Source organism: Micromonospora acroterricola, from assembly GCF_003172955.1.
Taxonomy (GTDB): Bacteria; Actinomycetota; Actinomycetes; order Mycobacteriales; family Micromonosporaceae; genus Micromonospora; species Micromonospora acroterricola.
Genome location: NZ_QGKR01000156.1, coordinates 1 through 22,299, shown reverse-complemented (window position 1 = coordinate 22,299; position 22,299 = coordinate 1). Strand labels below are relative to the sequence as shown.

The 22,299-nt window shown below is 72.9% G+C and carries 24 protein-coding genes; 17 read left to right on the top strand and 7 right to left on the bottom strand.

Annotation, left to right across the window (positions count from 1 at the left end):
• The first annotated feature begins 20 nt into the window (after positions 1–20).
• Both DKT68_RS08785 and DKT68_RS08780 read left to right on the top strand, forming a co-directional pair.
• A complete protein-coding gene (locus tag DKT68_RS08785; protein ID WP_109816918.1) occupies positions 21–644 on the top strand; it encodes an HAD family hydrolase in 624 nt (207 codons plus the stop codon).
• A 28-nt stretch (positions 645–672) separates the two neighbouring features.
• Positions 673–1,059, top strand: a complete 387-nt coding sequence (locus tag DKT68_RS08780) for a cold-shock protein (RefSeq protein ID WP_074316242.1) — start codon at positions 673–675, stop codon at positions 1,057–1,059.
• Here DKT68_RS08780 and DKT68_RS08775 read toward each other — a convergent pair.
• Positions 1,020–1,868 carry a 1,4-dihydroxy-6-naphthoate synthase gene (locus DKT68_RS08775; RefSeq protein WP_109816954.1) on the bottom strand — a complete coding sequence of 283 codons (849 nt, stop codon included), beginning with the start codon at positions 1,866–1,868 and terminating at the stop codon, positions 1,020–1,022. The two genes, DKT68_RS08780 and DKT68_RS08775, sit on opposite strands and share 40 nt — an antisense overlap.
• A gap of 442 nt (positions 1,869–2,310) precedes the next feature.
• On the opposite strand from DKT68_RS08775, the gene DKT68_RS08770 reads away from it, so the two are divergent.
• Both DKT68_RS08770 and DKT68_RS08760 read left to right on the top strand, forming a co-directional pair.
• On the top strand, positions 2,311–2,511 hold the full coding sequence (locus DKT68_RS08770) for a hypothetical protein (protein WP_109816917.1): 201 nt from the start codon (positions 2,311–2,313) through the stop codon (positions 2,509–2,511).
• Between the two features lie 316 nt (positions 2,512–2,827).
• On the top strand, positions 2,828–3,706 hold the full coding sequence (locus DKT68_RS08760) for a helix-turn-helix domain-containing protein (protein ID WP_109816916.1): 879 nt from the start codon (positions 2,828–2,830) through the stop codon (positions 3,704–3,706).
• A gap of 10 nt (positions 3,707–3,716) precedes the next feature.
• Here the strand turns inward: DKT68_RS08760 and DKT68_RS08755 are convergent, their stop codons facing one another.
• The gene (locus tag DKT68_RS08755; protein ID WP_109816915.1) at positions 3,717–4,367 is read right to left on the bottom strand and encodes a futalosine hydrolase; all 651 of its coding nucleotides are present in this window, start codon (positions 4,365–4,367) and stop codon (positions 3,717–3,719) included.
• Positions 4,364–5,980, bottom strand: coding sequence for an MFS transporter (locus DKT68_RS08750; protein WP_109816914.1), 1,617 nt, complete (start codon positions 5,978–5,980; stop codon positions 4,364–4,366). Before DKT68_RS08750 ends, DKT68_RS08755 begins: the two co-directional genes overlap by 4 nt.
• An 87-nt stretch (positions 5,981–6,067) precedes the next feature.
• On the opposite strand from DKT68_RS08750, the gene DKT68_RS08745 reads away from it, so the two are divergent.
• Positions 6,068–6,907 carry a DUF3027 domain-containing protein gene (locus DKT68_RS08745; RefSeq protein ID WP_109816913.1) on the top strand — a complete coding sequence of 280 codons (840 nt, stop codon included), beginning with the start codon at positions 6,068–6,070 and terminating at the stop codon, positions 6,905–6,907.
• A gap of 36 nt (positions 6,908–6,943) precedes the next feature.
• Here the strand turns inward: DKT68_RS08745 and DKT68_RS08740 are convergent, their stop codons facing one another.
• On the bottom strand, positions 6,944–7,189 hold the full coding sequence (locus DKT68_RS08740; RefSeq protein WP_089017994.1) for a DUF2530 domain-containing protein: 246 nt from the start codon (positions 7,187–7,189) through the stop codon (positions 6,944–6,946).
• An 88-nt stretch (positions 7,190–7,277) separates the two neighbouring features.
• Between DKT68_RS08740 and DKT68_RS08735 the strand changes: the two genes are divergently transcribed.
• The 5 genes from DKT68_RS08735 to thpR all read left to right on the top strand — a co-directional run bounded on the left by DKT68_RS08735 (position 7,278) and on the right by thpR (position 11,925).
• The gene (locus tag DKT68_RS08735; protein WP_109816912.1) at positions 7,278–8,756 is read left to right on the top strand and encodes an NCS2 family permease; all 1,479 of its coding nucleotides are present in this window, start codon (positions 7,278–7,280) and stop codon (positions 8,754–8,756) included.
• A 115-nt stretch (positions 8,757–8,871) separates the two neighbouring features.
• A complete protein-coding gene (locus tag DKT68_RS08730) occupies positions 8,872–9,321 on the top strand; it encodes a MarR family winged helix-turn-helix transcriptional regulator (RefSeq protein ID WP_201748962.1) in 450 nt (149 codons plus the stop codon).
• A 70-nt stretch (positions 9,322–9,391) separates the two neighbouring features.
• The gene (locus DKT68_RS08725; RefSeq protein ID WP_109816911.1) at positions 9,392–10,675 is read left to right on the top strand and encodes an MFS transporter; all 1,284 of its coding nucleotides are present in this window, start codon (positions 9,392–9,394) and stop codon (positions 10,673–10,675) included.
• A 149-nt stretch (positions 10,676–10,824) separates the two neighbouring features.
• A complete protein-coding gene (locus DKT68_RS08720; protein ID WP_109816910.1) occupies positions 10,825–11,334 on the top strand; it encodes a hypothetical protein in 510 nt (169 codons plus the stop codon).
• A 12-nt stretch (positions 11,335–11,346) separates the two neighbouring features.
• Positions 11,347–11,925 (top strand): RNA 2',3'-cyclic phosphodiesterase, encoded by a 579-nt coding sequence (thpR, locus tag DKT68_RS08715; protein WP_109816909.1) that lies wholly within the window; start codon positions 11,347–11,349, stop codon positions 11,923–11,925.
• Positions 11,926–12,004: 79 nt separating this feature from the next.
• On the opposite strand, the gene sepH is transcribed toward thpR, so the two are convergent.
• The 3 genes from sepH to DKT68_RS08700 all read right to left on the bottom strand — a co-directional run bounded on the left by sepH (position 12,005) and on the right by DKT68_RS08700 (position 15,775).
• Complete coding sequence (sepH, locus tag DKT68_RS08710; protein ID WP_109816908.1) at positions 12,005–13,084, bottom strand: septation protein SepH; 1,080 nt, start codon at positions 13,082–13,084, stop codon at positions 12,005–12,007.
• Between the two features lie 185 nt (positions 13,085–13,269).
• A complete protein-coding gene (gene serC, locus DKT68_RS08705; RefSeq protein WP_109816907.1) occupies positions 13,270–14,397 on the bottom strand; it encodes a phosphoserine transaminase in 1,128 nt (375 codons plus the stop codon).
• A gap of 271 nt (positions 14,398–14,668) precedes the next feature.
• On the bottom strand, positions 14,669–15,775 hold the full coding sequence (locus DKT68_RS08700; RefSeq protein WP_109816906.1) for a citrate synthase 2: 1,107 nt from the start codon (positions 15,773–15,775) through the stop codon (positions 14,669–14,671).
• Between the two features lie 279 nt (positions 15,776–16,054).
• On the opposite strand from DKT68_RS08700, the gene pdxH reads away from it, so the two are divergent.
• From pdxH to DKT68_RS08665, 7 genes are all read left to right on the top strand, one after another.
• Entirely contained in the window at positions 16,055–16,717 is a 663-nt protein-coding gene (gene pdxH, locus DKT68_RS08695; protein ID WP_109816905.1) for a pyridoxamine 5'-phosphate oxidase, read from the top strand.
• Positions 16,714–18,012: an MFS transporter gene (locus tag DKT68_RS08690; protein ID WP_109816904.1), complete on the top strand. Its 1,299-nt coding sequence runs from the start codon at positions 16,714–16,716 to the stop codon at positions 18,010–18,012. The genes pdxH and DKT68_RS08690 overlap by 4 nt, the downstream gene beginning before the upstream one ends.
• 18 nt (positions 18,013–18,030) lie before the next feature.
• Entirely contained in the window at positions 18,031–18,960 is a 930-nt protein-coding gene (locus tag DKT68_RS08685) for an aldose 1-epimerase family protein (protein ID WP_109816903.1), read from the top strand.
• 21 nt (positions 18,961–18,981) lie between these two features.
• Positions 18,982–19,584 carry a nitroreductase family protein gene (locus DKT68_RS08680; protein WP_109816902.1) on the top strand — a complete coding sequence of 201 codons (603 nt, stop codon included), beginning with the start codon at positions 18,982–18,984 and terminating at the stop codon, positions 19,582–19,584.
• Positions 19,585–19,772: 188 nt separating this feature from the next.
• Positions 19,773–20,078 (top strand): type II toxin-antitoxin system VapB family antitoxin, encoded by a 306-nt coding sequence (locus DKT68_RS08675; RefSeq protein WP_007454850.1) that lies wholly within the window; start codon positions 19,773–19,775, stop codon positions 20,076–20,078.
• 44 nt (positions 20,079–20,122) lie between these two features.
• The gene (locus DKT68_RS08670) at positions 20,123–21,286 is read left to right on the top strand and encodes an acyl-CoA dehydrogenase family protein (protein WP_109816901.1); all 1,164 of its coding nucleotides are present in this window, start codon (positions 20,123–20,125) and stop codon (positions 21,284–21,286) included.
• A gap of 96 nt (positions 21,287–21,382) precedes the next feature.
• Positions 21,383–22,174, top strand: coding sequence for a DUF4230 domain-containing protein (locus DKT68_RS08665; RefSeq protein WP_407940709.1), 792 nt, complete (start codon positions 21,383–21,385; stop codon positions 22,172–22,174).
• The last annotated feature ends 125 nt before the right edge of the window (positions 22,175–22,299 follow it).

The following is a 22,299-nucleotide window of genomic DNA, read 5'->3' as shown; positions in this document are numbered from 1 at the left end:
CAGCCTGTACGTTTCTCGGCATGCCCGCACTGACCGTCGGATTCGATCTCGACATGACGCTCGTGGACTCCCGCCCCGGCATCGCCGCGGCCTTCCGGGCGTTGACCGCCAGGACCGGCGTGCCGGTGGACGCCGACCTCGCGGTGTCCCGGCTCGGTCCGCCGCTGCGCACCGAGATCGGGCACTGGTTCCCGCCGGAGCAGGTCGAGTCGGCCGTGCGGATGTACCGCGAGCTGTACCCGGCGTACGCGATCACCCCGACACTCCCGATGCCGGGCGCGCGGGAGGCGGTCGAAGCGATCCACGCACGGGGTGGTCGTGTGCTGGTCGTCACTGCCAAGATGGGCCGGCTGGCCCGCCTGCACCTGGAGCACCTCGGTCTCGCGGTCGACGAGCTGGCCGGCGACCTGTTCGCCGAGGAGAAGGCCACCGCCCTGCGGGAGCACGACGCGACCCACTACGTCGGGGACCACGTGGCGGACATGGCCGCGGCGAGGGTGGCCGGGGTGCCCGGAATCGCCGTAGCGACGGGGCCGTGCTCCCCGGACGAGCTGCGCGCCGCCGGGGCGGAAGTGGTGCTGGAAGACCTCACCGGATTCCCAGCGGCGCTCGACGGGATGATCCAGCTAGCCTTGGAGCAGTAGACGGCTCAAGTGAAGCAGGGGATCTCAGGTGCCAACGGGTCGAGTGAAGTGGTACGACACGGCCAAGGGATACGGCTTCGTCACCAGTGACGAGGGCGGCGACGTGTTCCTGCCCAAGGGCGCGCTGCCCGCGGGTGTCACCGACCTCAAGGGTGGTCAGCGGGTCGACTTCAGCGTGGTGGACAGCCGGCGGGGTGCCCAGGCCATGGGGGTCAAGCTGCTGGACGCGCCGCCGTCCATGGCGGAGTTGCGCCGCCGGCCGGCCGAGGAACTGCACGGCCTCGTCGAGGACATGATCAAGGTGCTGGAGGCGAAGGTCCAGCCGGATCTGCGCCGGGGTCGATACCCGGACAAGAAGGCCGCGCAGAAGATCGCTCAGCTGGTCCACGCGGTCGCGCGCGAGCTGGAGGTCTGAGGCACCAGCCCGGCGTCGGCGGCCCGGTCGAGCAGCGCCGTGACGGCGGCGAAACCGGCCTCGCCCAGGTCGGCCGTGAACTCGTTGACGTAGAGGCCGATGTGCCGGTCCACCACGTCGAGTTCCATCTCCTGGGCGTGCGCGAGCACGTACTCCCGGCTGGCCGCCGGGTCCGCCCAGGCCTGCCGGACCGACTCGCGGACCCAGCCGGCGGCGGCCTCCGGGTCCACCGCACCGCGCCGGGCCAGGATCGCGCCGAGCGGGATGGGTAGGCCGGTGTCGGCCTCCCACCACTCGCCGAGGTCGACCAGCGCGGTCAGGCCGTGCCGGTGATAGGTGAACCGGGCCTCGTGGATGACCAGCCCGGCGTCGTAGCGGCCGGCCGCGACGCCCGGCATGATCTCGTGGAACGGGACCACCTCGATCCGGGCCGGCGGCCGCCCCGCCGACCAGAGCCGGAACAACAGGTACGCCGTGGTCCGGTCGCCCGGCACCGCCACCGTCGCGCCGGTCAGGTCGGTGCGGTCCGGCCCACCGGCGCGGTCACCCCGGGTCAGCACCAGCGGCCCGCACCCGCGACCGAGGGCGCCGCCGCACGGCAGCAGGTGGTAGTCGTCGAGCAGCCACGGCAGGGCCGCGAAGCTCACCTTCACCAGGTCGAAGGCGCCCCGCTCGGCCGCCGTGTTGGTGACGTCCACGTCGGCGTACGTCACCTCGACCGGCGGCGCGCCGGGCACCCGGCCGTGCACCAGGGCGTGAAAGACGAACGTGTCGTTGGGGCAGGGCGAGATCGCCAGGGAGAGCGCCACGTCCCCACGGTAGCCCCGCGCCCGCGCCGCCATCCGCGCCGACCCCGTGCACTGTGATCCGCGACCGGTCACGACGGGTACGCCGACCCGACACCGCCCGGGTGACTCTTCGACAGGGAGGACCACCACCTCGGACTCCCTTTGGAGCTGATGTCGCCAACGATTCAGGCGCACGGGGCCGTGGGAAAGTCAGACCGGATCCGGCCCGCAGACCGCGACCATGCCTCCGACTCCCTATGGAGCTGATGTCGCAAGCGATTCAGGCGTAGGGGGCGGCAGAAATGTCCCAGAGGCTCCGGTCAGCGGGACCATGGCCACGCCTTCAACTCCCTTTGGAGCTGATGTCGCAAGCGATTCAGGCGCGGAAAGCCGCAGGGATGTCCCACAGGAGCGCGCGAGCCGATCGTGACAATGCCGCTCAGGATTCGGCGAGGACCCGGCGGTGTCGCGGCGGTTCGTGCGGCGGGCCTTGGCGGTGTCGCGGCGGTTCGTGCGGCGGGCCTTGGCGGTGTCGCGGCGGTTCGTGCGGCGGGCCTTGGCGGTGTCGCGGCGGTTCGTGCGGCGGGCCTTGGCGGTGTCGCGACGGTTCGTGCGGCAGGCCTTGGCGGTGTCGCACGGCATTCAGGCAGCGGACGACGGTTGATGTCGTAGACGATTCAGCTCCAAAGGCACCGCGAACCCCTTCGTCCACCGGCCCCGGCGGGTTTTCCACAGCGTTATCCACAGCTTCGGCGGGGGTGTTGATGGCCAGCCGGGCCGCCCGGGAGCATCTGTCTGTGGCCGAGGCGACCGACGCGACGGAACCAAGCGGGGCCCGCGAGACGGGTGGCGCGGCGGACTGCGCCGCCAGCGGCCCTACCGACTGCGAAGCCGGCGGCCCTACCGACTGCGAAGCCGGCGGCCCTACCGACTGCGAAGCCGGCGGCCCCACGGAGGCTGGCGGGGCCGATCTCGGCACGGTGCTCCGCGCGCTCCGTCGCCGGGCTGACCTGAGTCAGCGGGAACTGGCCGCGAGATCCGGAGTGCCGCAGGCGACGCTGGCCCGGATCGAGTCGGGGCGCGCGACCGACCCCCGGTTCCGGACGGTGGAGCGGCTGGTCCGGGCGGCGGGCGGGGAGGTGGCGATGGGCCTCGCGCTGCCCGCCTCTGCTCCCGCCGCGCCGGTGCCGCAGGTCCCGGCCGCGCCGGTCCCCGCCGCGCCGGTGCCGTCGGTCCCCGCCGCGCCGGTGTCGCCGGTCCCGCATGACGACATGCGCGACCAGGCAGGGCGGCGATACCCGGCGCATCTGGACGTCTGGCCGGTCTACGAGCCGCGGGACTGGCCCGGCGCCTGGTGGGCGGAGTGGTATCGGCTGCCGCCCGAACGGTATCCGCTTCCGTTGCCACCGGCCGCGTACGAGCTGAACCGGCGTTACCGGGACAACCGGCGCTGGTGCGACGAGGTGCGCCGGACGGCGCGGGTACGGCGAGTCATGGGCGCCGACCTGCCGGCCACCTGCTGGCGGTTCGTGGCGGAGTTGCCCGACGGTGAGCTGGTCGGTGAGCTGCGGGCCCACGAGCGCAGCCCGCACCTCGACTACGGGGAGCGGTACCCGGGTCAGCCGGAGCGGGAGATGGTCCTCGACGGAGTGCTCGTCGCCGCCCGGTACCGGCGGTTGGGGCTCGGGCGCCGGCTGGTGACGGCGCTGGTCACCGAGATGCGCCAGGCGGGGATCGATGGGGCGGCCGCACTCGCCGAGAACTTCGGCATCGAGCTGCTGCTGGCCTGCGGTTTCGAGATCGAGGCCCGCCGGCCCGCCGCACTTCGGCTGAGTCCGGGCCAGCGGCCCTTTCGATGACCTCCGACGGTCAGCGCAGCGCCGGGGCTGCCGTGGCCAGGGCGCTGAGGGCCTCGCGCAGCCGCCAGGCGTCCCGGTCGCGAGGGCCGATCGGGTTGGAGATGGTGCGCAGCTCGGCGAAGGGCACCCCGGCCTGGGCTGCGGCGACCGCCACCCCGTACCCCTCCATGGCCTCGGCGACCGCCCCCGGGTGCCGCCGGCGCAGCTCCTCCGTGCTGGCGGCGGTGCCGGTGACCGTGCTGACGGTGAGCACCGGGCCGGTCGTGGCGGTCGGCAGGGCGGCCCGCAGGGCTGCCAGCAGCCGTGGGTCGGCCGGCACCACGCTGCCGCCGCCGAGCAGCGCGGGCGGCATGCCCAGCTCGTCGACGGGGATGAAGCCCTCCGGTGACTCGGCGCCCAGGTCGGCGGCGATGCTGGCGCTGGCGAGCACGATGTCGCCGACCGCGACCCGCCCGACGAAGCCGCCGGCCACGCCAGCGCTGACGACCGCGCGGAACGGGCGGCCGGCCGCCTCGGCAAGCGCCAGCAGCCGGGCGGTGGCGGCGCCTGCCACGGCCGGGCCCACCCCGACCGGGGCCACGGTGACGGTGGTGTCGGTCAGCCCCGCGCGGACCGCGTCCGCCTCGGCGGGCACGGCGGTCACCACCAGCAGGCCGGTCACGGAAGCGGCCCGGGGGACTCCCGGCGGGTCTCGTCGTCCGCGCCGCCACCCGGTCCGCCGACCGACGAGGACGGTCGGTAGATGTGGTAGCCCGGCGGGGCGAGGCCCGGCTCGTCGTAGGGCGGCGAGCCGGTCTGGGTCGGCGCCGGCGAGGTGGGCGCCGGGTCGTCGGCGTCCGCCGGGTCGTCGGCCTCCGCCGGGTCGTCGTCGGCCAGCTCGTCGTCGCCCAGCGGCCGGCCGGCCAGCTTCTCACCGCGCAACCGGGCGGCGACCAGCACACCCCGGATGGCCGCCAGGACGGCCACCCCCGCGGCGACGGCGATGCCGGTACGACCGTCGAACGGGACCAGCCCGAGCCCGCCGCCGGCGACGAAGGCGAGCATCAGAACCGTTTCCGAGTGGGCGAAGGAGCTGGCCCGCAGCCGCTCCGGGATGCGCTCCTGGATCGAGGCGTCCACGGCCAGCTTGGCGATCCCGCTGACCAGCGCGGTGACCAGGCAAAGCAGGGCGACCATGGGCAGCGAGAAGCGGATGACGGTGAGCACGGCCACCCCCGCCACGATGATCATGCCGCTGGACTGGATGGCGGCCGGACGGTGGATGCGCAACCGGGTGCCGACCGCGGTCGCCAGGAAAGTGCCGACCGCCAGCGCGCCGCCGACCAGACCCAGCGCCCACTCGGCGCCCAGGTCCCGACCGAACACCACCGTGGTCAGGTCGCCTTTCTTGATCGCGAAGGCGAGGAACAGCAGCAGGAAGCCGTAGACCGCGCGCAGGGTCGCAGACCCGATCAGGGTGGCGATCACCAGCCGGCCGGCCGGTCGGCCCCGCCCCAGCGGCCGGTCACCCCGGCGGCGGCCCAGCGCGCGCAGCGCCCGGGGGACCCGTTCCGGTGGCTCGGAATCCGCCTTCGGTGGCAGGCGCAGGGAGATCACCATGCCGATCAGGAAGATCACCGACGCGACCCGCAACGGCCACTGCGGCCCGAACCAGAACGCGGCCAGCCCGATCGGCGCCACCAGCGCGCCCGCCACCGTGCCGTAGACGCTCGCCCGGGCGCCCACCTGGGACAGACCGAGCCCCTCGGGCAACAGCCGGGGCACTGCCGCCGACCGGGCTACGCCGTACGCGCGGGACAGCGCGAGCACCCCGAACGCCGCCGGATAGAGCCCGAAACCGTGGATGTAGTCGGAGATCAACCAGGCCAGGAACGCGCGGCCGAGCATGGTGGCGGCCAGGGCGTACCGCCGGCCGTGCCGGAAGTGGTCCAGCAGCGGGCCCACCACGGGGGCGAGCATCGCGAACGGCACCATGGTCACCAGCAGGTAGAGCGCGACCTTGCTGCGGGCCTCGCCCAGCGGCACGTTGAAGAAGATCGTCCCGGCCAGGCCGATGGCGATCAGAGTGTCGCCGGCGCAGGAGACGGCGTGCAGGTCGAACAGGCGGACCATGCCGACCTCGCCGCCGGCGCCCCGGGCCCGCGCGTGGCCGGCCTGGCGGGTCACCCAGCGCCCGCTGCCCACCGAACCACGCAGGAGCAGCCGGATGGTACGGATGCCGGTGCCGACGGTCCGACCGAGAATGGAACGCTCGGAGCGGGAGTACGGCGGCATGTGCACCATCCTCGCCCATCTGATCCAGGTACGCCGCACCACTGGGCGAAAGGTTCCCCGGGAGTCCCTGTCACCCCCGCCGGACCGATGGGGAACAATGGTGAGGTGACCAGGCCCGCCTCCACCCGCGCCTCCCGTCTCGACCAGGTCTGTGCCGCCGCCGTCGAGGTGGCCCGCGCCGGCATCACCGAGGTGGACGCCGACGATGTCGGCGACCACCTGCAGGTCGTGGCCGAGGGCGACCGGCTGGTTACCCACTACTTTGAATGCCGCCTCGCGGGCTACCGCGGCTGGCGCTGGGCGGTCACCGTCACCCGGGTGCCGCGCAGCCGCACGGTGACCATCTGCGAGACGGTGCTGCTGCCCGGCCCCGACGCGCTGCTCGCCCCGGGCTGGCTGCCCTGGCAGGAGCGGCTGAAGCCCGGCGACCTTGGCCCGGGTGACCTGCTGCCGACCCCGCCGGACGACGAGCGGCTGGCTCCGGCCTACCTGCTCTCCGACGACCCGGCGGTCGAGGAGACGGCCTGGGAGCTGGGCCTCGGCCGGGCCCGGGTGCTCTCCCGGGAGGGTCGTGCCGACGCGGCGCAGCGCTGGTACGACGGCGACCACGGCCCGACCGCGGCGATCTCCGCCGCCGCGCCCGCGGCCGCTCGCTGCGGGACCTGTGGCTTCTACCTGCCGCTGGCCGGCGCGATGAGGCAGGCCTTCGGCGCGTGTGGCAACTTCTACGCCCCGGACGACGGCCGGGTGGTGAGCGCCGACCACGGCTGCGGCGCCCACTCCGAGACGCTGATCGAGGCCGCCGAGACCGCGGTGGAGGAACTGCCGACGATCTACGACGACAGCGCGGTCGAGGCCATGTCGGTCAGCCGTGCCCCGGGTTCGGTGGAAGCCGCCGAGCCGGCGGAGCCGTACGGGCACCCCTGACCGTCCGCGCCGGGCGTACCGGCGCTCTCGGCAGGGTCAGCTCGCGCGGCGGCGGCGGCGGTTGGCGTCGTGCCGCATCATGACGGCGAGGCCGGGGAAGCCCCACAGGAAACCGGCGAGGCAGGTCCAGAGCCAGTTCTCGTGATCGTGCTCGGTCAGCCAGCCGCGAAAGAAGATCAACAGGACCAGCCCGGCCACGGCCCAGCCGATCAGCCCGGCGACGGCGAACGGCACCATCGGCGGGTCCAGCGGCGCGGGCCGCGGCGGCTGCTCGTTCGGCATCCGGCAAGCGTACGCGATCCACTTTCCCTGCCGGCCGCTGATCTGGGACGATGCGCGCGACAACCGGAAGATCACCTGCGAGGACCTGATGGCAGTAACGCCGCCCGAGAACGGCACACCACCCGACCCCGCGCATCCGCGTAACGGCTTCGACCGGTTCTTCGAGATCTCCGCCCGCGGCTCGACGCTGAGCCGCGAGGTACGCGGTGGTCTCGCGACCTTCTTCACGATGGCGTACATCGTGGTGCTCAACCCGCTGATCCTGGGCGGTGCCGTCGACGGTGACGGCAAGACGCTCCCGATCCCCGCGCTGGCCGCGGCGACCGCGCTCGTCGCCGGCCTGATGACCATCCTGATGGGTGTGGTCGGCCGGTTCCCGTTGGCGCTGGCCGCCGGTCTGGGCGTCAACGCGCTGGTGGCGTACGAGATCGCTCCGGAGATGACCTGGGCCGACGCGATGGGCCTGGTGGTGATCGAGGGTGTGATCATCGCGGTGCTGGTGCTCACCGGTCTGCGGACCGCGGTGTTCCGCTCGGTGCCCACCCAGATGAAGACCGCGATCGGGGTCGGCATCGGTCTCTTCCTGACCATCATCGGTCTGGTGGACGCCGGCTTCGTCCGACGGATCCCGGACGCCGCCAACACCACCGTCCCGGTCGGCCTGGGCATCGGCGGCAAGCTGGTGAGCTGGCCGATGCTGGTCTTCGTGGTGGGTCTGCTGCTCACCCTGGTGCTGGTGGTCCGGCGGGTGAAGGGCGCGATCCTGATCGGCATCCTCGCCTCGACCGTGCTCGCGGTGATCGTGGAGGCGGTCGGCAACATCGGCCCGTCCTTCGTCAACGGTCAGCCGAACCCCAAGGGCTGGTCGCTGAACGTGCCGGAGCTGCCGAAGACGGTGGTGGACCTGCCGGACCTGTCGCTGCTCGGCAAGTTCAACGTGCTCGACTCGTGGGGTCGGGCCGGTTGGCTGGTCGTGCTGATGTTCGTCTTCACCCTGCTGATCACGGACTTCTTCGACACCATGGGCACGATGGTGGCGGTCGGCCAGGAGGGTGGCCTGCTCGACGAGCGGGGCACCCCGCCGAAGGCCAAGGAGATCCTGCTGGTCGACTCGATCGCCGCCGCGGCCGGCGGCGCGGCCAGCACCTCCAGCAACACGTCGTACATCGAGAGCGCCGCCGGTGTCGCGGAGGGTGCCCGGACCGGGGTGGCCAACCTGGTCACCGGCGTCCTCTTCCTGCTGGCGATGTTCCTGGCGCCGCTGGTGGTGGTCGTGCCGTTCGAGGCGGCGTCGACGGCCCTCGTGGTGGTCGGCTTCCTGATGATGACCGCGGTGCGGACGATCGACTGGTCCGACTACGAGATCGCCATCCCGGCGTTCCTCACCATCGTGCTGATGCCGTTCACCTACTCGATCTCCAACGGGATCGGCGCCGGTCTGATCACCTTCGTGGTGGTCAAACTGGCCCGGGGCAAGGCCCGGGAGATCCACCCGCTGCTGTACGGGGTCGCCGCGCTGTTCGTGCTGTACTTCCTGCGCGGGCCGATCGAGTCCCTGGTGCTCTGACGTACGTCCGGGCGGGGAATCGACTGGGACTCCCCGCCCGGAACAGCACAGACGTCCTCGTGAGCCTGGTCATAACGGATGTCGTTAGCCAGGCTCATTAGTTAAGCTAACTATCGTGACGGAGCGGACGGTGACGGCGGAACGCGTGCCACCGGCGCAACTGGCTCCCCAGTTGCGTGATGCGATCACCCGACTCAACCGGCGGGTCCGCCAGGCCCGACCGGTCGGCGACCTCACGGTCACCCAGGTCTCCGCGCTCACCAGCCTGCGGCTGGCGGGCGCGATGACGCCCCGGGAACTGGCCGACGTGGAGCGGGTGCAGCCGCCGACGATGACCAAGATCGTCGGGAAGTTGGAGGACCGCGGCCTCGTGCAGCGGACCCCCCATCCGACCGACGGCCGGCAGGTCATCCTCGCGGCGACCGAAGGAGGGCAGGCCGTGCTCGACCAGTTCGAGCGGGCCCGCGACGAGTGGTTGGCCCACCGGCTGGCCGCGCTCGACGAGGACGAACGGGAGACCCTGCAGAGGGCCGCCGAGATCCTTCAGCAGCTCGCTCGCGCCTGAGTCACGCCCGCGCCACCGGGCCGTGCCGTCACCTGTCGATGACGCGTACGTCCGAGGAGGCGCACCAAGAGTGCAGGCCAAGCTGAGCACGATGTTCCAGTCCCTACAGGTCCGCAACTACCGGCTCTTCGCATCCGGGCAGCTGATCAAACTGATCGGCGTCTGGATGATGTTCATCGCCCAGGACTGGCTCGTCCTCGAGCTCTCCGACAACTCGGCCACCGCGCTCGGCGTGGTCACCGCGCTCCAGTTCACCCCGGTGCTGCTGCTCACCCTGCTCTCCGGCCGGCTCGCCGACCGGTACGACAAGCGGGTGCTGCTCTTCGCCGCCAACGCCTTCTGGACCGTGCTGGCGCTCGGCATGTCCCTGCTGGTCCTCACCGACCTGGTGCAGCTCTGGCACGTGTTCGCCTTCGCCGCGCTGCTCGGCACGGCCAACGCCGTGGAGACGCCGGTCCGCCAGGCGTTCGTCTCCGAGCTGGTCGGCACGCCGCTGCTGCCCAACGCGCTGTCGCTGAACGCCGCCGTGTTCAACTCCGCCCGGATCGTCGGCCCGGCCGTCGCCGGCCTGGCGATCGCCGCCTTCGACGTGGGGCCGGTCTTCCTCTTCACCGCGCTCAGCTCGATCGCGCCGCTGGTCAACGTGGTGCGGATGCGCACGGCCGAGCTGCACCGCGACGCCCTGCTGCCGCGCGACGAGCGGGCCTCCGCCCGGGTGGTCGACGGGCTGCGGTACGTGTGGCGCCGCCCGGACCTGCTGCTGCCGATGGCGGTGATGTCGGTGATCGGTATGTCGCTGTTCAACTTCCAGCTCACCCTGGCCGCGCTGGCCAAGACGGTCTTCCACACCGGTGCCGCCTCCTTCGGCCTGTTCAGCACCGCGCTGGCGGTCGGCGCGCTGGGTGGCGCGCTCAGCGGCACCGGCCGGCGCAGCCGACCGTCGGTCTGGCTGGTGCTCGGTGCCGCGATCGCCTGCGCCAGTTTCGGCACCCTGGTCGGCTTCGCGTCGACCTACTGGCTCGTCGTGACCCTGCTGGTGCCCACCGGCTTCTTCATGGTCTTCTTCGCCCAGGCCGCCAACCAGCGGGTCCAACTGGGCGTGGACGCGGCCTTCCGGGGTCGCGTGATGGCGCTGTGGGTCCTGGTGTTCCTGGGTACCAACCCGGTCGGCGCGCCGCTGATCGGCTGGGTGGCGGAGCACTTCGGCGCCGGCGCCAGCATCTGGATGGGCGGCTTGATCTCGCTGGCCGCAGCGCTGATCGCGCTCACGTGGCAGCTGCGCCGCTCGGGTGCCCGGGTGCGCTTCCGGGTGCTGCCGATGCCCCGCTTCTACGTCACCTCCACCGACTGCTGAAACGCGCGGAAGGGCCCCTTGTCATCGGATTCCGCATGACAAGGGGCCCTTCCGCACTGGTGTCGGGCCCCAACGCGTCGCGTTGAGCGGATGGCGCGGATGCGGCTATTTCGGTGGCGGGGCGGCACGACGGGGCTTAGCGTCGATACGTGGGAGTCGGACGCGCGCTGATGCTGGCCCTGGCGATCCTCGCCGTGGCCAGCCTGCCGGCGGCGTTCGCCCTGCTCTTCTGCGCCGACGAGATCCTGGACCGGGTGGTCTGCGGCTGGTCGGAGTGGCGTGAGCGTCGACGGGAACGACGCACCATCGCCCGCCTGGACCGCGCCATCGAGGCCGACGCGCTGACACGGGACATCGACCTCAGCGAGTTCGACCGGACCGACCGGCGGCCCCTGGAACAGCTCGCCGCCGACCTGCGCCGCCTCGGCGGCCAGCGGCTCGGCGGCACCGGCCGGTCGATGGTCTGGCACGGCGCGGTGGTCCAGGCGTACGACGACCGGCTCCGACTGGCCTGCAGCGCCCTCGGCATCACCGAACACCTCGCCGAGCTGAGCGGCGTGGACCAGGAGATCGAGCGGGTCCGGGTGGAGGGCGTGCTGCACGCCGCCGGGCTGACCCTGCCGGCGGCCCGAGCCGGGCACCGGCAGCGGCACCGCTGAGCGGGCCGACGGTTGCGGCTCTTCGTCGCGGTCTACCCGCCCATCGACGCGGTCACCCATCTTGGCGCGCAGGTCGCCCGGCTGCGGGTCGGCGCGGCGGCCGCCGCCGGCACCAACGTCCGGCTCGCCGACCCGGCCCACCTGCACCTCACCCTGGCCTTCCTCGGTGAGGTCGAGGCGGCCCGGCTGGTCGAGGTGGAGAGCGCGCTCGGGCTGGCCGCCGAGTGGTTCCGCGACGGCCGCGACGCCGCACCCCGGCTCAGCCTCGGTGGGGGTGGCCGGTTCGGGAAGGGATCCTTCACCGTGCTCTGGGTGGACCTACGGGGTGACGTCGAGGCGCTGCGCGTGCTGGCCCGGTTGATCCGGTCCCGGCTGCGGCACGCCCGGCTGCCGCACGACGACAAGCCGTTCCGGCCGCACCTGACCGTCGCCCGGCCCGGTGACCGGGTGGGCCCGGCCGACATCGAGGCCGACCAGGCCACCCTGGACGGCTATCAGGGTCCATCGTGGCCGGCCGCCGAGCTGCAGTTGGTGCGCAGCCACCTCGGCCCGCGGCCACGCTACGAGCGCCTCGCCGCCTGGCCGCTCTGACCCAGCCCGCCCTGCCACGGGAGCGCTTCGCGTGCCTCGCGCCGACGGGTGGCGAACCGCCACCCGTCAACGCGAAGCGTCAGGAGGACTCGCGCGCGGCCGGACCGCTGCCGAAGAGCACGTCGTCCCAGCTCGGCAGCCGCTTGCGCGGCTTGCCGTTGGCATCGGTGGACTCGCCGCCGGCGGCCGCCGCGGCGCCCGTCCGGCGGGGCCGCAGCACCGCCAGCGACGGCACGGCCGGCACCTCCTTGGGCGCGTCCGAGTCGTCGTCGAAGGCCGACCCCTGGCCGCCGCCGAGCAACGCCGCGGCGCCCCCGCCGACCGGCCGCTGCCGGGGCGCGTCCGACCCGGCCATGGCAGCCGGGGTACGCGGCTCCAGCCCGCGACCCGACGACCCGCCGAGCGGGCGGTCCAGCGAGGCGAGCAGCGCGTCCCGTCCGGCCCGGATCGGGTCCCGGCCGGGGCGCGGGTGCTCGGACGCCGCGGGCAGCCCGTGCCCACCGCGACTCGGCTCGCCGCGCGACGGACCGGGCAGGGCGTGCCCGCCCCGCTCCGGCGCCGGCTCCTGGCCGAGGATGGGCGTGGGCCGTTCGGCGCACAGGTACTGCGCCATGTCGTCGTGCGGGGTGACCGCCTGCCGGGTCTTGTCGAGATCCCAGATGGCCTGCGCGGTGGCCTTGCCCGACGGCCAGGTGGCGATGATCCGCCAGGTGCCGTCGTCGCGCCGGTACGCGTCCCACGAGATCTTCTCGGTGTCGATGCCGTGCTGGCTCAGCCGACCGTTGACCACCTCGGCCAGCGGGGTGGGCTTCTCCGCGCCCTTGAGCCGGGTGCGGCGGGCGTGCTGGGCGAGCATCGCCCGCTCCTGGAGCACCGGCCCGGCGTACCGCAGGACCCGGTCGACCGGCACACCGGCGATCCGTGCGACGTCCTCGGCGGACTCACCGGAACGGATGCGGGCCTGGATGTCCCGGGGGGACAGTGAGGGGATCGGGTCGGCACCGGTCGGTGCCGCAGCGAGCGGCGGGGCACCCGGCTCGGGGTGCATCAAGCCAGCGATCCGCTCGTCGATCGGCAGGGCGAGCAGCCGCCCGACCTCGTCGGCGAGAACCAGGGCATGGCCGTCCTCGGAGAGGGCGACGAAGCGTACTGGGCGCATTGCGTTGCCTCCGTCCCGCTTCGCTGGCCGCACGCCACGAGTCGGCCACCCAGGCGTCTCGGACCACCGTACGCGCATCTGCCTCGGGGTGGGGGAAGCGACACCCCGCATGTCGCGACTGAGCTGCAACGATGATCACGGTCGGTGTCCGTCGGGGCCCCGACGGACACCGACCGTGACGATGCTCAGAGGCGCTCGACCACGTAGTCGATGGACGCGGTCAGCGCCTCGACGTCGGCCGGCTCGACGGCCGGGAACAGCGCCACCCGCAACTGGTTGCGGCCGAGCTTGCGGTAGGGCTCGGTGTCCACGATGCCGTTGGCGCGCAGCGCCTTGGAGATGGCGGTGGCGTCCACCCCGTCGGCGAAGTCGATCGTGGCGACCACGTTGGACCGCAGCGCCGGGTCGGTGACGAACGGGGTGGCCACGGTGGACCGCTCCGCCCAGCCGTACACCGTCGCGGCGCTCTCCGCGGTGCGCTTGGCGGCCCAGGACAGCCCGCCCTGCGCGTTCATCCAGTCGGTCTGCTCGGCGGCCAGGAAGATGGTGGCCAGGGCCGGGGTGTTGTACGTCTGCTCCAGCCGCGAGTTGTCGATCGCGGTGACCAGGTCGAGGAAGGCCGGGATGTACCGCCCGGACGCCTTGATCTCGGCGGCCCGGTCCAGCGCGGCCGGCGACATCAGGGCGAGCCAGAGGCCGCCGTCCGAGCCGAAGCACTTCTGCGGCGCGAAGTAGTAGACGTCGGTCTCGCCGACGTTGACCTCCAGGCCACCGGCGGCGGAGGTGGCGTCGACCAGCAGGAGCGAGCCCGAGTCCGCCCCGGCGACCCGGCTGATCGGCACGGCCACGCCGGTCGAGGTCTCGTTCTGCGGCGTCGCGTAGACGTCCACGCCGGCCTCGGCGACGAGGGCCGGCGCGCTGCCGGCGTCGGCCTTGCGGACGGTCGGCTCACCCAGGAACGGGGCGTCCTTGACCGACTTGGCGAACTTGGCGCCGAACTCGCCGAAGCTGGCGAACTGGGCCCGGTCGCGGATGAGCCCGAAGGTGGCGACCTCCCAGAACGCGGTGGTGCCGCCGTTGCCGATTACGACCTCGTAGCCCTCGGGCAGCGAGAAGAACTCGGCGATGCCGGAGCGCAGCCGGGCGACCTGGTCGCGGACCGTCTTCTGGCGGTGCGAGGTGCCCAGGTAGCTGGTCGCCACCTCGGCGAGAGCGGACACGGCCGCCGGACGGACCTTGGACGGGCCGCAGCCGAAGCGTCCGTCGGCGGGCTTGATCTCGTCGGGAATCCGGATGGTCGGTGCGTCAGCCACGGTCTTGAAGGTCCTTCCGCATGGGCGAGGGCGGGGCCCGGTCAGGGGGCCGGTGCGGACCGTCGGCGGGCGCGCACGCGGGCCGGGATCCGTACCGGTGATCCGGCGACACTGCCGACCCTCATCCTCGCACCCTGGCCCGGCGGTGGAACTGGGGGTCCCGCGGGCCGGCCTGAGTCGTTCGCCACACCCGGGCGTCGATCGCCCGTCCGCCGTACAGGAAGGGCCCCTCCTGTGCCGCGGACGGTGAGGAGGGGCCCTTCCCTGGAGCTCAGACGCCGTGCGGGATGGCGCTCCAGCCCTCGACGTCGCTGGGCTTGCGGCTGTTCGGGCCGACGTAGCGGGCGGACGGGCGGACCAGCCGCTGCAGGCGCTTCTGCTCCAGGATGTGCGCGCTCCAGCCGCCCATCCGGGCGCAGGTGAACATCGAGGTGAACATGTGCGCCGGCACCTCGGCGAAGTCCAGCACCACGGCCGACCAGAACTCGACGTTGGTCGCGAGCACCCGGTCCGGGCGGCGGGCCTGCAACTCGGCCAGCGCCGCCTTCTCCAGCGCCTCGGCGATCTCGAAGCGCGGCGCGCCCAGCTCCTTGGCGGTGCGCCGGAGCACACGGGCGCGCGGGTCCTCGGCCCGGTAGACCCGGTGGCCGAAGCCCATCAGCCGCTCGCCGCGGTCCAGTACGCCCTTGACGTAGCCCTCCGCGTCACCGCTGCGCTCGACCGCCTCCAGCATGCTGAGCACGCGGGACGGCGCGCCGCCGTGCAGCGGGCCGGAGAGGGCGCCGATGCCGGACGAGATGCAGGCCGCCGCGTCCGCGCCGGTGGAGGCGACGATGCGGGCGGTGAAGGTGGAGGCGTTCAGGCCGTGCTCGGCGGCCGAGATGAAGTACGCGTCGACGGCCTTGACGTGCCGCGGGTCGGGCTCGCCCCGCCAGCGCTTCATGAAGCGCTCGACGATGGTCTGCGCCTTGTCGATCTCCTTCTGCGGCACCGCCGGCAGACCGAGACCCCGCGCGGACTGGGCGACGAAGGAGAGAGCGGTCACCGACACCCGGGCGAGGTCCTCGCGGGCCTGCTCGTCGGAGATGTCCAGCAGCTGGCTCAGACCCCAGTACGGGGCGAGCATCGCGACGGCGGACTGCACGTCCACCCGGATGTCGCCGGAGTGCACGGGCACCGGGAACGGCTCCGCCGGTGGCAGGCCCGGACCGAACCGACCGTCGACCAGCAGTGCCCAGACGTTGCCGAACGAGACCTGGCCGATCAGATCCTCGATGTCGACCCCGCGATAGCGCAGCGCGCCACCCTCACGGTCCGGTTCGGCGATCTCGGTCTCGAAGGCGACGACGCCCTCCAGCCCGGGTTTGAAATCGGCCATGTCGCTCTCCTGGATCTGGTCGGTGCGCCCGATCAGCTCATCCGGCCGGTCGGCCGAGCGCCTTAGGCGACCCTCAGGGATGTGTTCGGAACATCTTGCCTGCTGAGTAACCGGATACGCGACCCACTGCGACTGTGCTGCACACGACATCCCCGGACGCGCATTCTCCGCGTCGCTCGGTGAGACTGGGCGGTGCGTGCTGGCCTGCGCGGGAGGGCGCCGGCGGGGCCGCCGAGAAGGAGTGGGAACGTGACGGGCGACACACCCGCCCCGGCTGCGATGCGTAACGAGTACGCCGCGGACCTGGGCCTGACCGAGGCCGACCTGGCCGCCGACTGGCACGCCCAGTTCGACCGCTGGTTCGCCGACGCGGTGGCCTTCGGGCTACCCGAACCGAACGCGATGGTCGTCGGCACCGCCGACGCCGCCGGCCGGCCGAGCGGGCGGACGGTGCTGTTGAAGGGGTACGACCCGGACGGCTTCGTCTTCTTCACCAACCACCTCTCCCGCAAGGGCGTCGAGGCGTCCGCCAACCCGTACGCCAGCCTGGTCTTCCCCTGGTTCCCGATGCAGCGGCAGGTGGTGGTCACCGGGCGGGTCGCGCCGGTCGACCGGGCGGTTTCCGACTCGTACTTCGCCAGCCGCCCGCGTGCCTCCCAGCTGGGCGCCTGGGCCAGCCCGCAGTCGCAGGTCGTGCCGGACCGGGCCGCGCTGGAGGAGAGCTACCGGGCGGCGGCCGAGCGGTTCGCCGGTGAGACGGTCATCCCCACCCCGCCGCACTGGGGTGGGCTGCGGGTCCGGCCCGAGTCGGTGGAGTTCTGGCAGGGACGGGCCGGCCGGTTGCACGACCGGCTCCGCTTCCGCAGGACCGACGACGGCCCGCCCGGTGACGGCCCGGGCGCCGAGGGCGAGAGCTGGACCGTCGAGCGGTTGGCGCCGTGACGGGCGTGCAGGAGGCCCGGCCGCGCGGAGCGCGCCGCTGGGCGATCGACGTGCGTCCGCTTCGCGTGCCGGCGTACCGGCGGCTGTGGCTCGGCAACACCGTGGCGATGTTCGGCTTCCAGTTCACCGCCGTCGCGGTGCCGGTGGAGATGTACGCCCTGACCAGGGACTCGTTCTGGGTCGGCCTGCTGGGCGTGGCGGCGTTCGTGCCACTGCTGGTCTTCGGGCTGTGGGGTGGCGCGGTCGCCGACGCCCGCGACCGCCGCGTGGTGCTGCTCGGCGGGTCGCTGCTGCTCTGGGCGTCCACGCTCGGGCTGCTGGTCCAGGCGTTGCTGGACGTGGGCAGCCCGGTGTTGCTGCTGGCGCTGATGGCGGTGCAGTCGGTGGCGTTCGCGATCAGTTCGCCGGCCCGCAGCGCGATGCTGCCCCGGCTGGTGCCGGACGATCTGGTGCCGGCCGCCAGCACCCTGAACTACACGACCTTCACCGCCGCCTCGGTGGCCGGTCCGCTGGCCGCCGGCCTGATCCTCGCGTCATCGCCGAACGTCGCGGTGGTCCTGCCGATCGCGTACGGGCTGGACGCGGTGCTGTTCACCGCGATGCTCTGGGCTGCGCTGCGCCTGCCCGCGCTGCCCCCCGAGCCGACCGCCGACGGCGAGCCCCGCCGCGCCGGCCTGGCCAGCGTGATCGACGGGTTCCGCTACCTGGCGACCACCCCGGTGCTGCTGCTCTCGTTCGGGGTGGACCTGATCGCCATGATCCTCGCGATGCCGCGGGCGCTCTTCCCGGAGATCGCCCACGAGCGGTTCGGCGGCGGCGGCGCGGTCGGCCTGCTCTACGCCGCCATCGCGATCGGGTCGATGATCGGCGGGCTTACGTCCGGCTGGATCGGTCGACTCCGCCGGCAGGGGCTCGGCCTCGTGGTCGCGGTGGTCGCCTGGGGGATCGCGATCGCCGCGGCCGGACTGGCCCACCAGCTCTGGCTGATGGTCCTGCTCCTCGCCGTGGCCGGCGCCGCCGACCTGGTCAGCGCCGTACTCCGCCAGTCCATGCTGCTGGTGTACGCGCCGGACCGGATGCGTGGCCGACTCCAGGGCGTCAACACGGTGGTGGTGGCCGGCGGTCCGCGCCTGGGCGACCTGCGGGCCGGCACCATGGCCGCCGGGTTCGGCGGCGGGGTGGCCTGGGTGGCCGGCGGGCTCGCCTCGGCGGTGCTCGTGGTGGTGCTCGCGGCCGCCTTCCCGGCGCTGCTGCGCTACCGGGCGGCAGCCGCGTCGAGCGGCGACCGGACCTGACCGGTTAGGGTCGCCCGCATGGAAAGCCCCGACCAGCGCCCGTTCTCCGGCGCCCAGTGGACCATCTCCGCCGCCGGCCACGAGGCCGTCATCGTGGAGGTGGGCGGTGGGCCGCGGACGTACCGGCACGACGGTGTCGACCTGCTCGACGGGTACCGGGCCGACGAGGTCTGCCCGGGCTGCGCCGGACAGGTGCTGGCGCCCTGGCCGAACCGGATCCGGGATGGCCGCTACTCGTTCGGGGACCGGACGCACCAGCTTCCGCTGACCGAGCCGGAACGGCACGTGGCCATCCACGGGCTGGTCAACTGGGTGCCGTGGCGGCTGCTGGAGCAGTCGGCGGACGCGGTGACGGTCGGCTACGACCTGCCGCCGCAGCCCGGCTACCCGTGGCCGCTGCGGCTGCGCAGCCGGTGGAGCGTCGGCCCGGACGGTCTGCGGGCCGAGCACGAGGTGACCAACACCGGTGGCGAGCTGGCGCCGTTCGGCTTCTCCGTGCACCCGTACCTGCAACTGCCGGGCGTCGCGGTGGACGACCTGGTCATGCGGCTGCCGACGCGTACCCGGCTGCTGGTGGACGGGCGGCTGCTGCCGATCGGCGTGACCCCGGTGGCCGGGACCGAGTACGACTGGACCAGCCCGCGCCGGATCGGCGGTGCCCAGCTGGACCTCTGCTTCGGCGGGGTGATCGCCGACGCCGACGGCGGCTCGTCGGTGAGCCTGGCCGCGCCGGACGGATCGTCCGGGGTGAGCATCTGGGCGGACCAGGAGTTCGGCTGGTGGCAGGTGTTCACCGGTGACGCGCTCACCGGGGAACGGCACCGGCGCTCGGTGGCGATCGAGCCGATGACCTGCCCACCGGACGCATTCCGCTCCGGCAGGGACCTGCTCACGCTGAAGCCCGGTGCGACGTGGCAGGGCGCCTGGGGCGTCCGGCCCGGGGCCTGACGGGGCGGCGGGGAGGTCAGGATGGAGTTCGCCGAGGTCGTCCGGCGCAGGCGGATGGTGCGCAACTACGACCCGGACCGCCCGGTCCCGCCCGACGTGGTGGACCGGCTGCTCGACCACGCCGTACGCGCTCCGTCGGCCGGATTCGCGCAGGGCTGGGGCTTCCTGGTGCTGGAGGAGGCTGCCGACCGGGAACGGTTCTGGGCCGCCACCACGCCGGACGGCGGCGGGCGCGAGCGTTGGCTGGCCGGGATGCGCCGGGCGCCACTGATCGTGGTCCCGCACGCCAACGAGTCGGCCTACCTCGAGCGGTACGCGGAGCCGGACAAGGGCTGGACGGACCGGTCCACCGACCGCTGGCCGGTGCCGTACTGGCACATCGACACCGGCTTCGCCGCGTTGCTGATGTTGCTCACGGCGGTGGACGAGGGACTGGGGGCGTGTTTCTTCGGCATTCCGCCGCAGCGACTGGCCACCTACCGGGACGCGTTCGGCGTGCCGGAGGACTACCGACCCATCGGTGCCGTCACAATCGGTTACCGCGCGCCCGACCATCGGTCACCGTCGCTGCGCCGAGGACGTCGTCCGGTGGACGAGGTGGTGCGGCGAGGCCGGTGGAGTTGAACGGGGCGTCCTGTTCGTCCGGTTGAGGATCGGACGAGCGGTAGTGAAACTGACATCAGGGAGCAGAACGCGGTGTGCGCTGGGCGGCTAGGCTGGCACGGGTCATCGGTGCCGCGCCGCGCGGTGCCCGCCGCGACCCGGCTCGGCGCCGTCGGTCGGCCCGGCCACGGGGAGGGGAGCGTGCCGTCGTGATCTTCAGAGCGGTCCGGGACGGGCGTCCCTATCCGGAGCACAACCTGACGCTCAAGCAGTGGGCGGAGATCCCTCCGCGGCCACTGCGTCTGGACCAGTTGATCACCACCAAGCGTGAGCTGGCGCTCGACAAGCTCCTCGCCGAGGACTCCACCTTCTACGGCGACCTCTTCCCGCACGTCGTGCAGTGGAACGGCGGGCTCTACCTGGAGGACGGCCTGCACCGGGCCCTGCGCGCCGCCCTGCAGCAGCGCAACCAGATCCACGCCCGGGTGCTGGTGCTCTCCGAACCGATCGAATGACGCGTCCGCGCCCACCGGCCTGAGTCTTCGTTAAGGTGACGTCCATGACCGCTCCGCTGGACCTGCTCGACCTGGACCCGTCGCTCACCGAGGAGGAGCGGCAGATCCGCGACGTCGTACGCCAGCTCGTCGACGACCGGGTGCGCCCGCACGTCGCCGACTGGTACGAGGAGGGCCGGGTGCCGGCCCGGGAGCTGGCCCGCGAGTTCGGCAAGCTCGGGCTGCTCGGCATGCACCTGAGCGGGTACGGGTGCGCTGGCGCCTCCGCCGTGGCGTACGGGCTGGCCTGCCAGGAGCTGGAGGCCGCCGACTCCGGTGTCCGCTCCCTGGTCTCCGTGCAGGGCTCGCTGGCCATGTACGCCATCTGGCGCTACGGCAGCGAGGAGCAGAAGCAGCGCTGGCTCCCGTCGATGGCGACCGGGGAGGCCATCGGCTGCTTCGGCCTGACCGAGCCGGACCACGGCTCCGACCCGGCGTCCATGGCCACCCGGGCCCGCCGCGACGGCGACGACTGGGTGCTCACCGGCGGCAAAATGTGGATCACCAACGCGCCGATCGCCGACGTCGCGGTGATCTGGGCGCGCACCGACGACGGCGTGCGGGGCTTCGCCGTACCCATGGACACGCACGGCGTCACGGCCCGCGAGATCCGCCGGAAGATGTCGCTGCGCGCGTCGGTGACCGGCGAGATCGTGCTCGACGACGTCCGGCTCCCGGCGGACGCCCAGCTGCCCGAGGCGGTCGGGCTCAAGGCCCCGCTGAGCTGCCTCACGGAGGCCCGGTACGGGATCGTCTGGGGTGCCGTCGGCGCCGCGCGGGACTGCCTGGAGACCGCCCTGACGTACGCCACCACCCGCACCCAGTTCGGTCGCCCGCTGGCCGGTTTCCAGCTCACCCAGGCCAAGCTCGCCGACATGGCCGTCGAGCTGGTGAAGGGCCAACTGCTCGCGCTGCACCTGGGCCGCCTCGCCGACGCCGGCCGGTTGCGACCCGAGCAGGTCAGCGTGGGCAAGTTGAACAACGTGCGGGAGGCGCTGGCCATCGCCCGGCAGTGCCGCACCATCCTCGGCGCCAACGGCGTCTCCGGGGAGTACCCGGTGATGCGGCACGCCAACAACCTGGAGAGCGTGCTGACCTACGAGGGCACCTCCGAGATCCACCAACTGGTCGTCGGGCAACGGCTCACCGGGCTCTCCGCATTCGCCTGACCTGCGGGTTCACGCAATCCGGACGCTCGGCGCGCGGGTGTCGTACCGGGGCCGTACCGTCAATCACAGACGACGTGTCTGACGAGGACGGTGAGCGTGATGGCCCGCGACGCTGGCATCAACGAGCCCACGAGGGAGTTCCCCGGTTATCCGACCGGCGACGATCTCAAGGAGCGGTCGACCGCGACACCCGAGTCGACCACGGACACACCGGGCGGCGCCGGCGGGCCGACGACCGGGGGCGCCGGTGGGCCGGTTCGCGGCCTGCTCGTGCTGCTCGGGGCCGCCGCGCTGGCCGTGGTGGTGCTGCTCGGCGTGCAGGCGACCGGCATCCTGCCGGACTTCCGCAACCCCTTCGCCAAGGAGCAGACCGACCGCAGCCAGCCGCCGCTGCTCAAGTCGATCCAGGACCTGAGCCGCTACGTGGCCGCCGAGGGCAACTTCCAGGTCGTGGTCGACACCCAGAACGACCGGCGTAACGTTCCGGACTTCCTGCTCAACGAGCGCACCCTGTTCGTCGGGGCGGGCAGCGTCGAGGCGTACGTGGACTTCGGCAAGATCGGTGAGGGCGCCGTGGTCGAGTCCGCCGACGGCACCTCGGTCGAGATCAAGCTGCCCGCGCCACAGCTCGGCCAGACCAACCTCGACCTGGAGAAGAGCTACGTCTTCGCCGAGCAACGCGGACTGCTCAACCGGCTCGGCGACCTGGTCGGCAACGACCCCAACCGGCAGCAGCAGGTCTACCAGCTCGCCGAGGAACGGATCACCGCCGCCGCCCGGGACAGCGGGCTCTCCGCCCGCGCGGAGGAGAACACCCGCAAGATGCTGGAGGGGCTGCTCCGCTCCCTCGGCTACCAGCAGGTGACCGTCACGTACACCGCCCCCTGACCCGCGTACCCCGCACGGAAGCGCCCGCCCCGACGACAGTCAGGGCGGGCGCTCTCGTTTCTAGAGTCCCCGCGCCTCCGCCGCGCCCGCGGGCGCCTGACGCCGCGCCGCGCCTGACGCCGCGC

Excerpts from the sequence above, each read along its gene's own strand:
- DKT68_RS08670 (WP_109816901.1), top strand. The coding sequence starts at position 20,123 with ATGACCGCTCCGCTGGACCTGCTCGACCTGGACCCGTCGCTCACCGAG.
- sepH (WP_109816908.1), bottom strand. The coding sequence starts at position 13,084 with ATGCGCCCAGTACGCTTCGTCGCCCTCTCCGAGGACGGCCATGCCCTG.
- DKT68_RS08785 (WP_109816918.1), top strand. The coding sequence starts at position 21 with ATGCCCGCACTGACCGTCGGATTCGATCTCGACATGACGCTCGTGGAC.
- DKT68_RS08700 (WP_109816906.1), bottom strand. The coding sequence starts at position 15,775 with ATGGCCGATTTCAAACCCGGGCTGGAGGGCGTCGTCGCCTTCGAGACC.
- DKT68_RS08750 (WP_109816914.1), bottom strand. The coding sequence starts at position 5,980 with ATGCCGCCGTACTCCCGCTCCGAGCGTTCCATTCTCGGTCGGACCGTC.
- pdxH (WP_109816905.1), top strand. The coding sequence starts at position 16,055 with ATGCGTAACGAGTACGCCGCGGACCTGGGCCTGACCGAGGCCGACCTG.
- DKT68_RS08745 (WP_109816913.1), top strand. The coding sequence starts at position 6,068 with ATGGGGAACAATGGTGAGGTGACCAGGCCCGCCTCCACCCGCGCCTCC.
- DKT68_RS08735 (WP_109816912.1), top strand. The coding sequence starts at position 7,278 with ATGGCAGTAACGCCGCCCGAGAACGGCACACCACCCGACCCCGCGCAT.
- DKT68_RS08680 (WP_109816902.1), top strand. The coding sequence starts at position 18,982 with ATGGAGTTCGCCGAGGTCGTCCGGCGCAGGCGGATGGTGCGCAACTAC.
- DKT68_RS08685 (WP_109816903.1), top strand. The coding sequence starts at position 18,031 with ATGGAAAGCCCCGACCAGCGCCCGTTCTCCGGCGCCCAGTGGACCATC.
- DKT68_RS08740 (WP_089017994.1), bottom strand. The coding sequence starts at position 7,189 with ATGCCGAACGAGCAGCCGCCGCGGCCCGCGCCGCTGGACCCGCCGATG.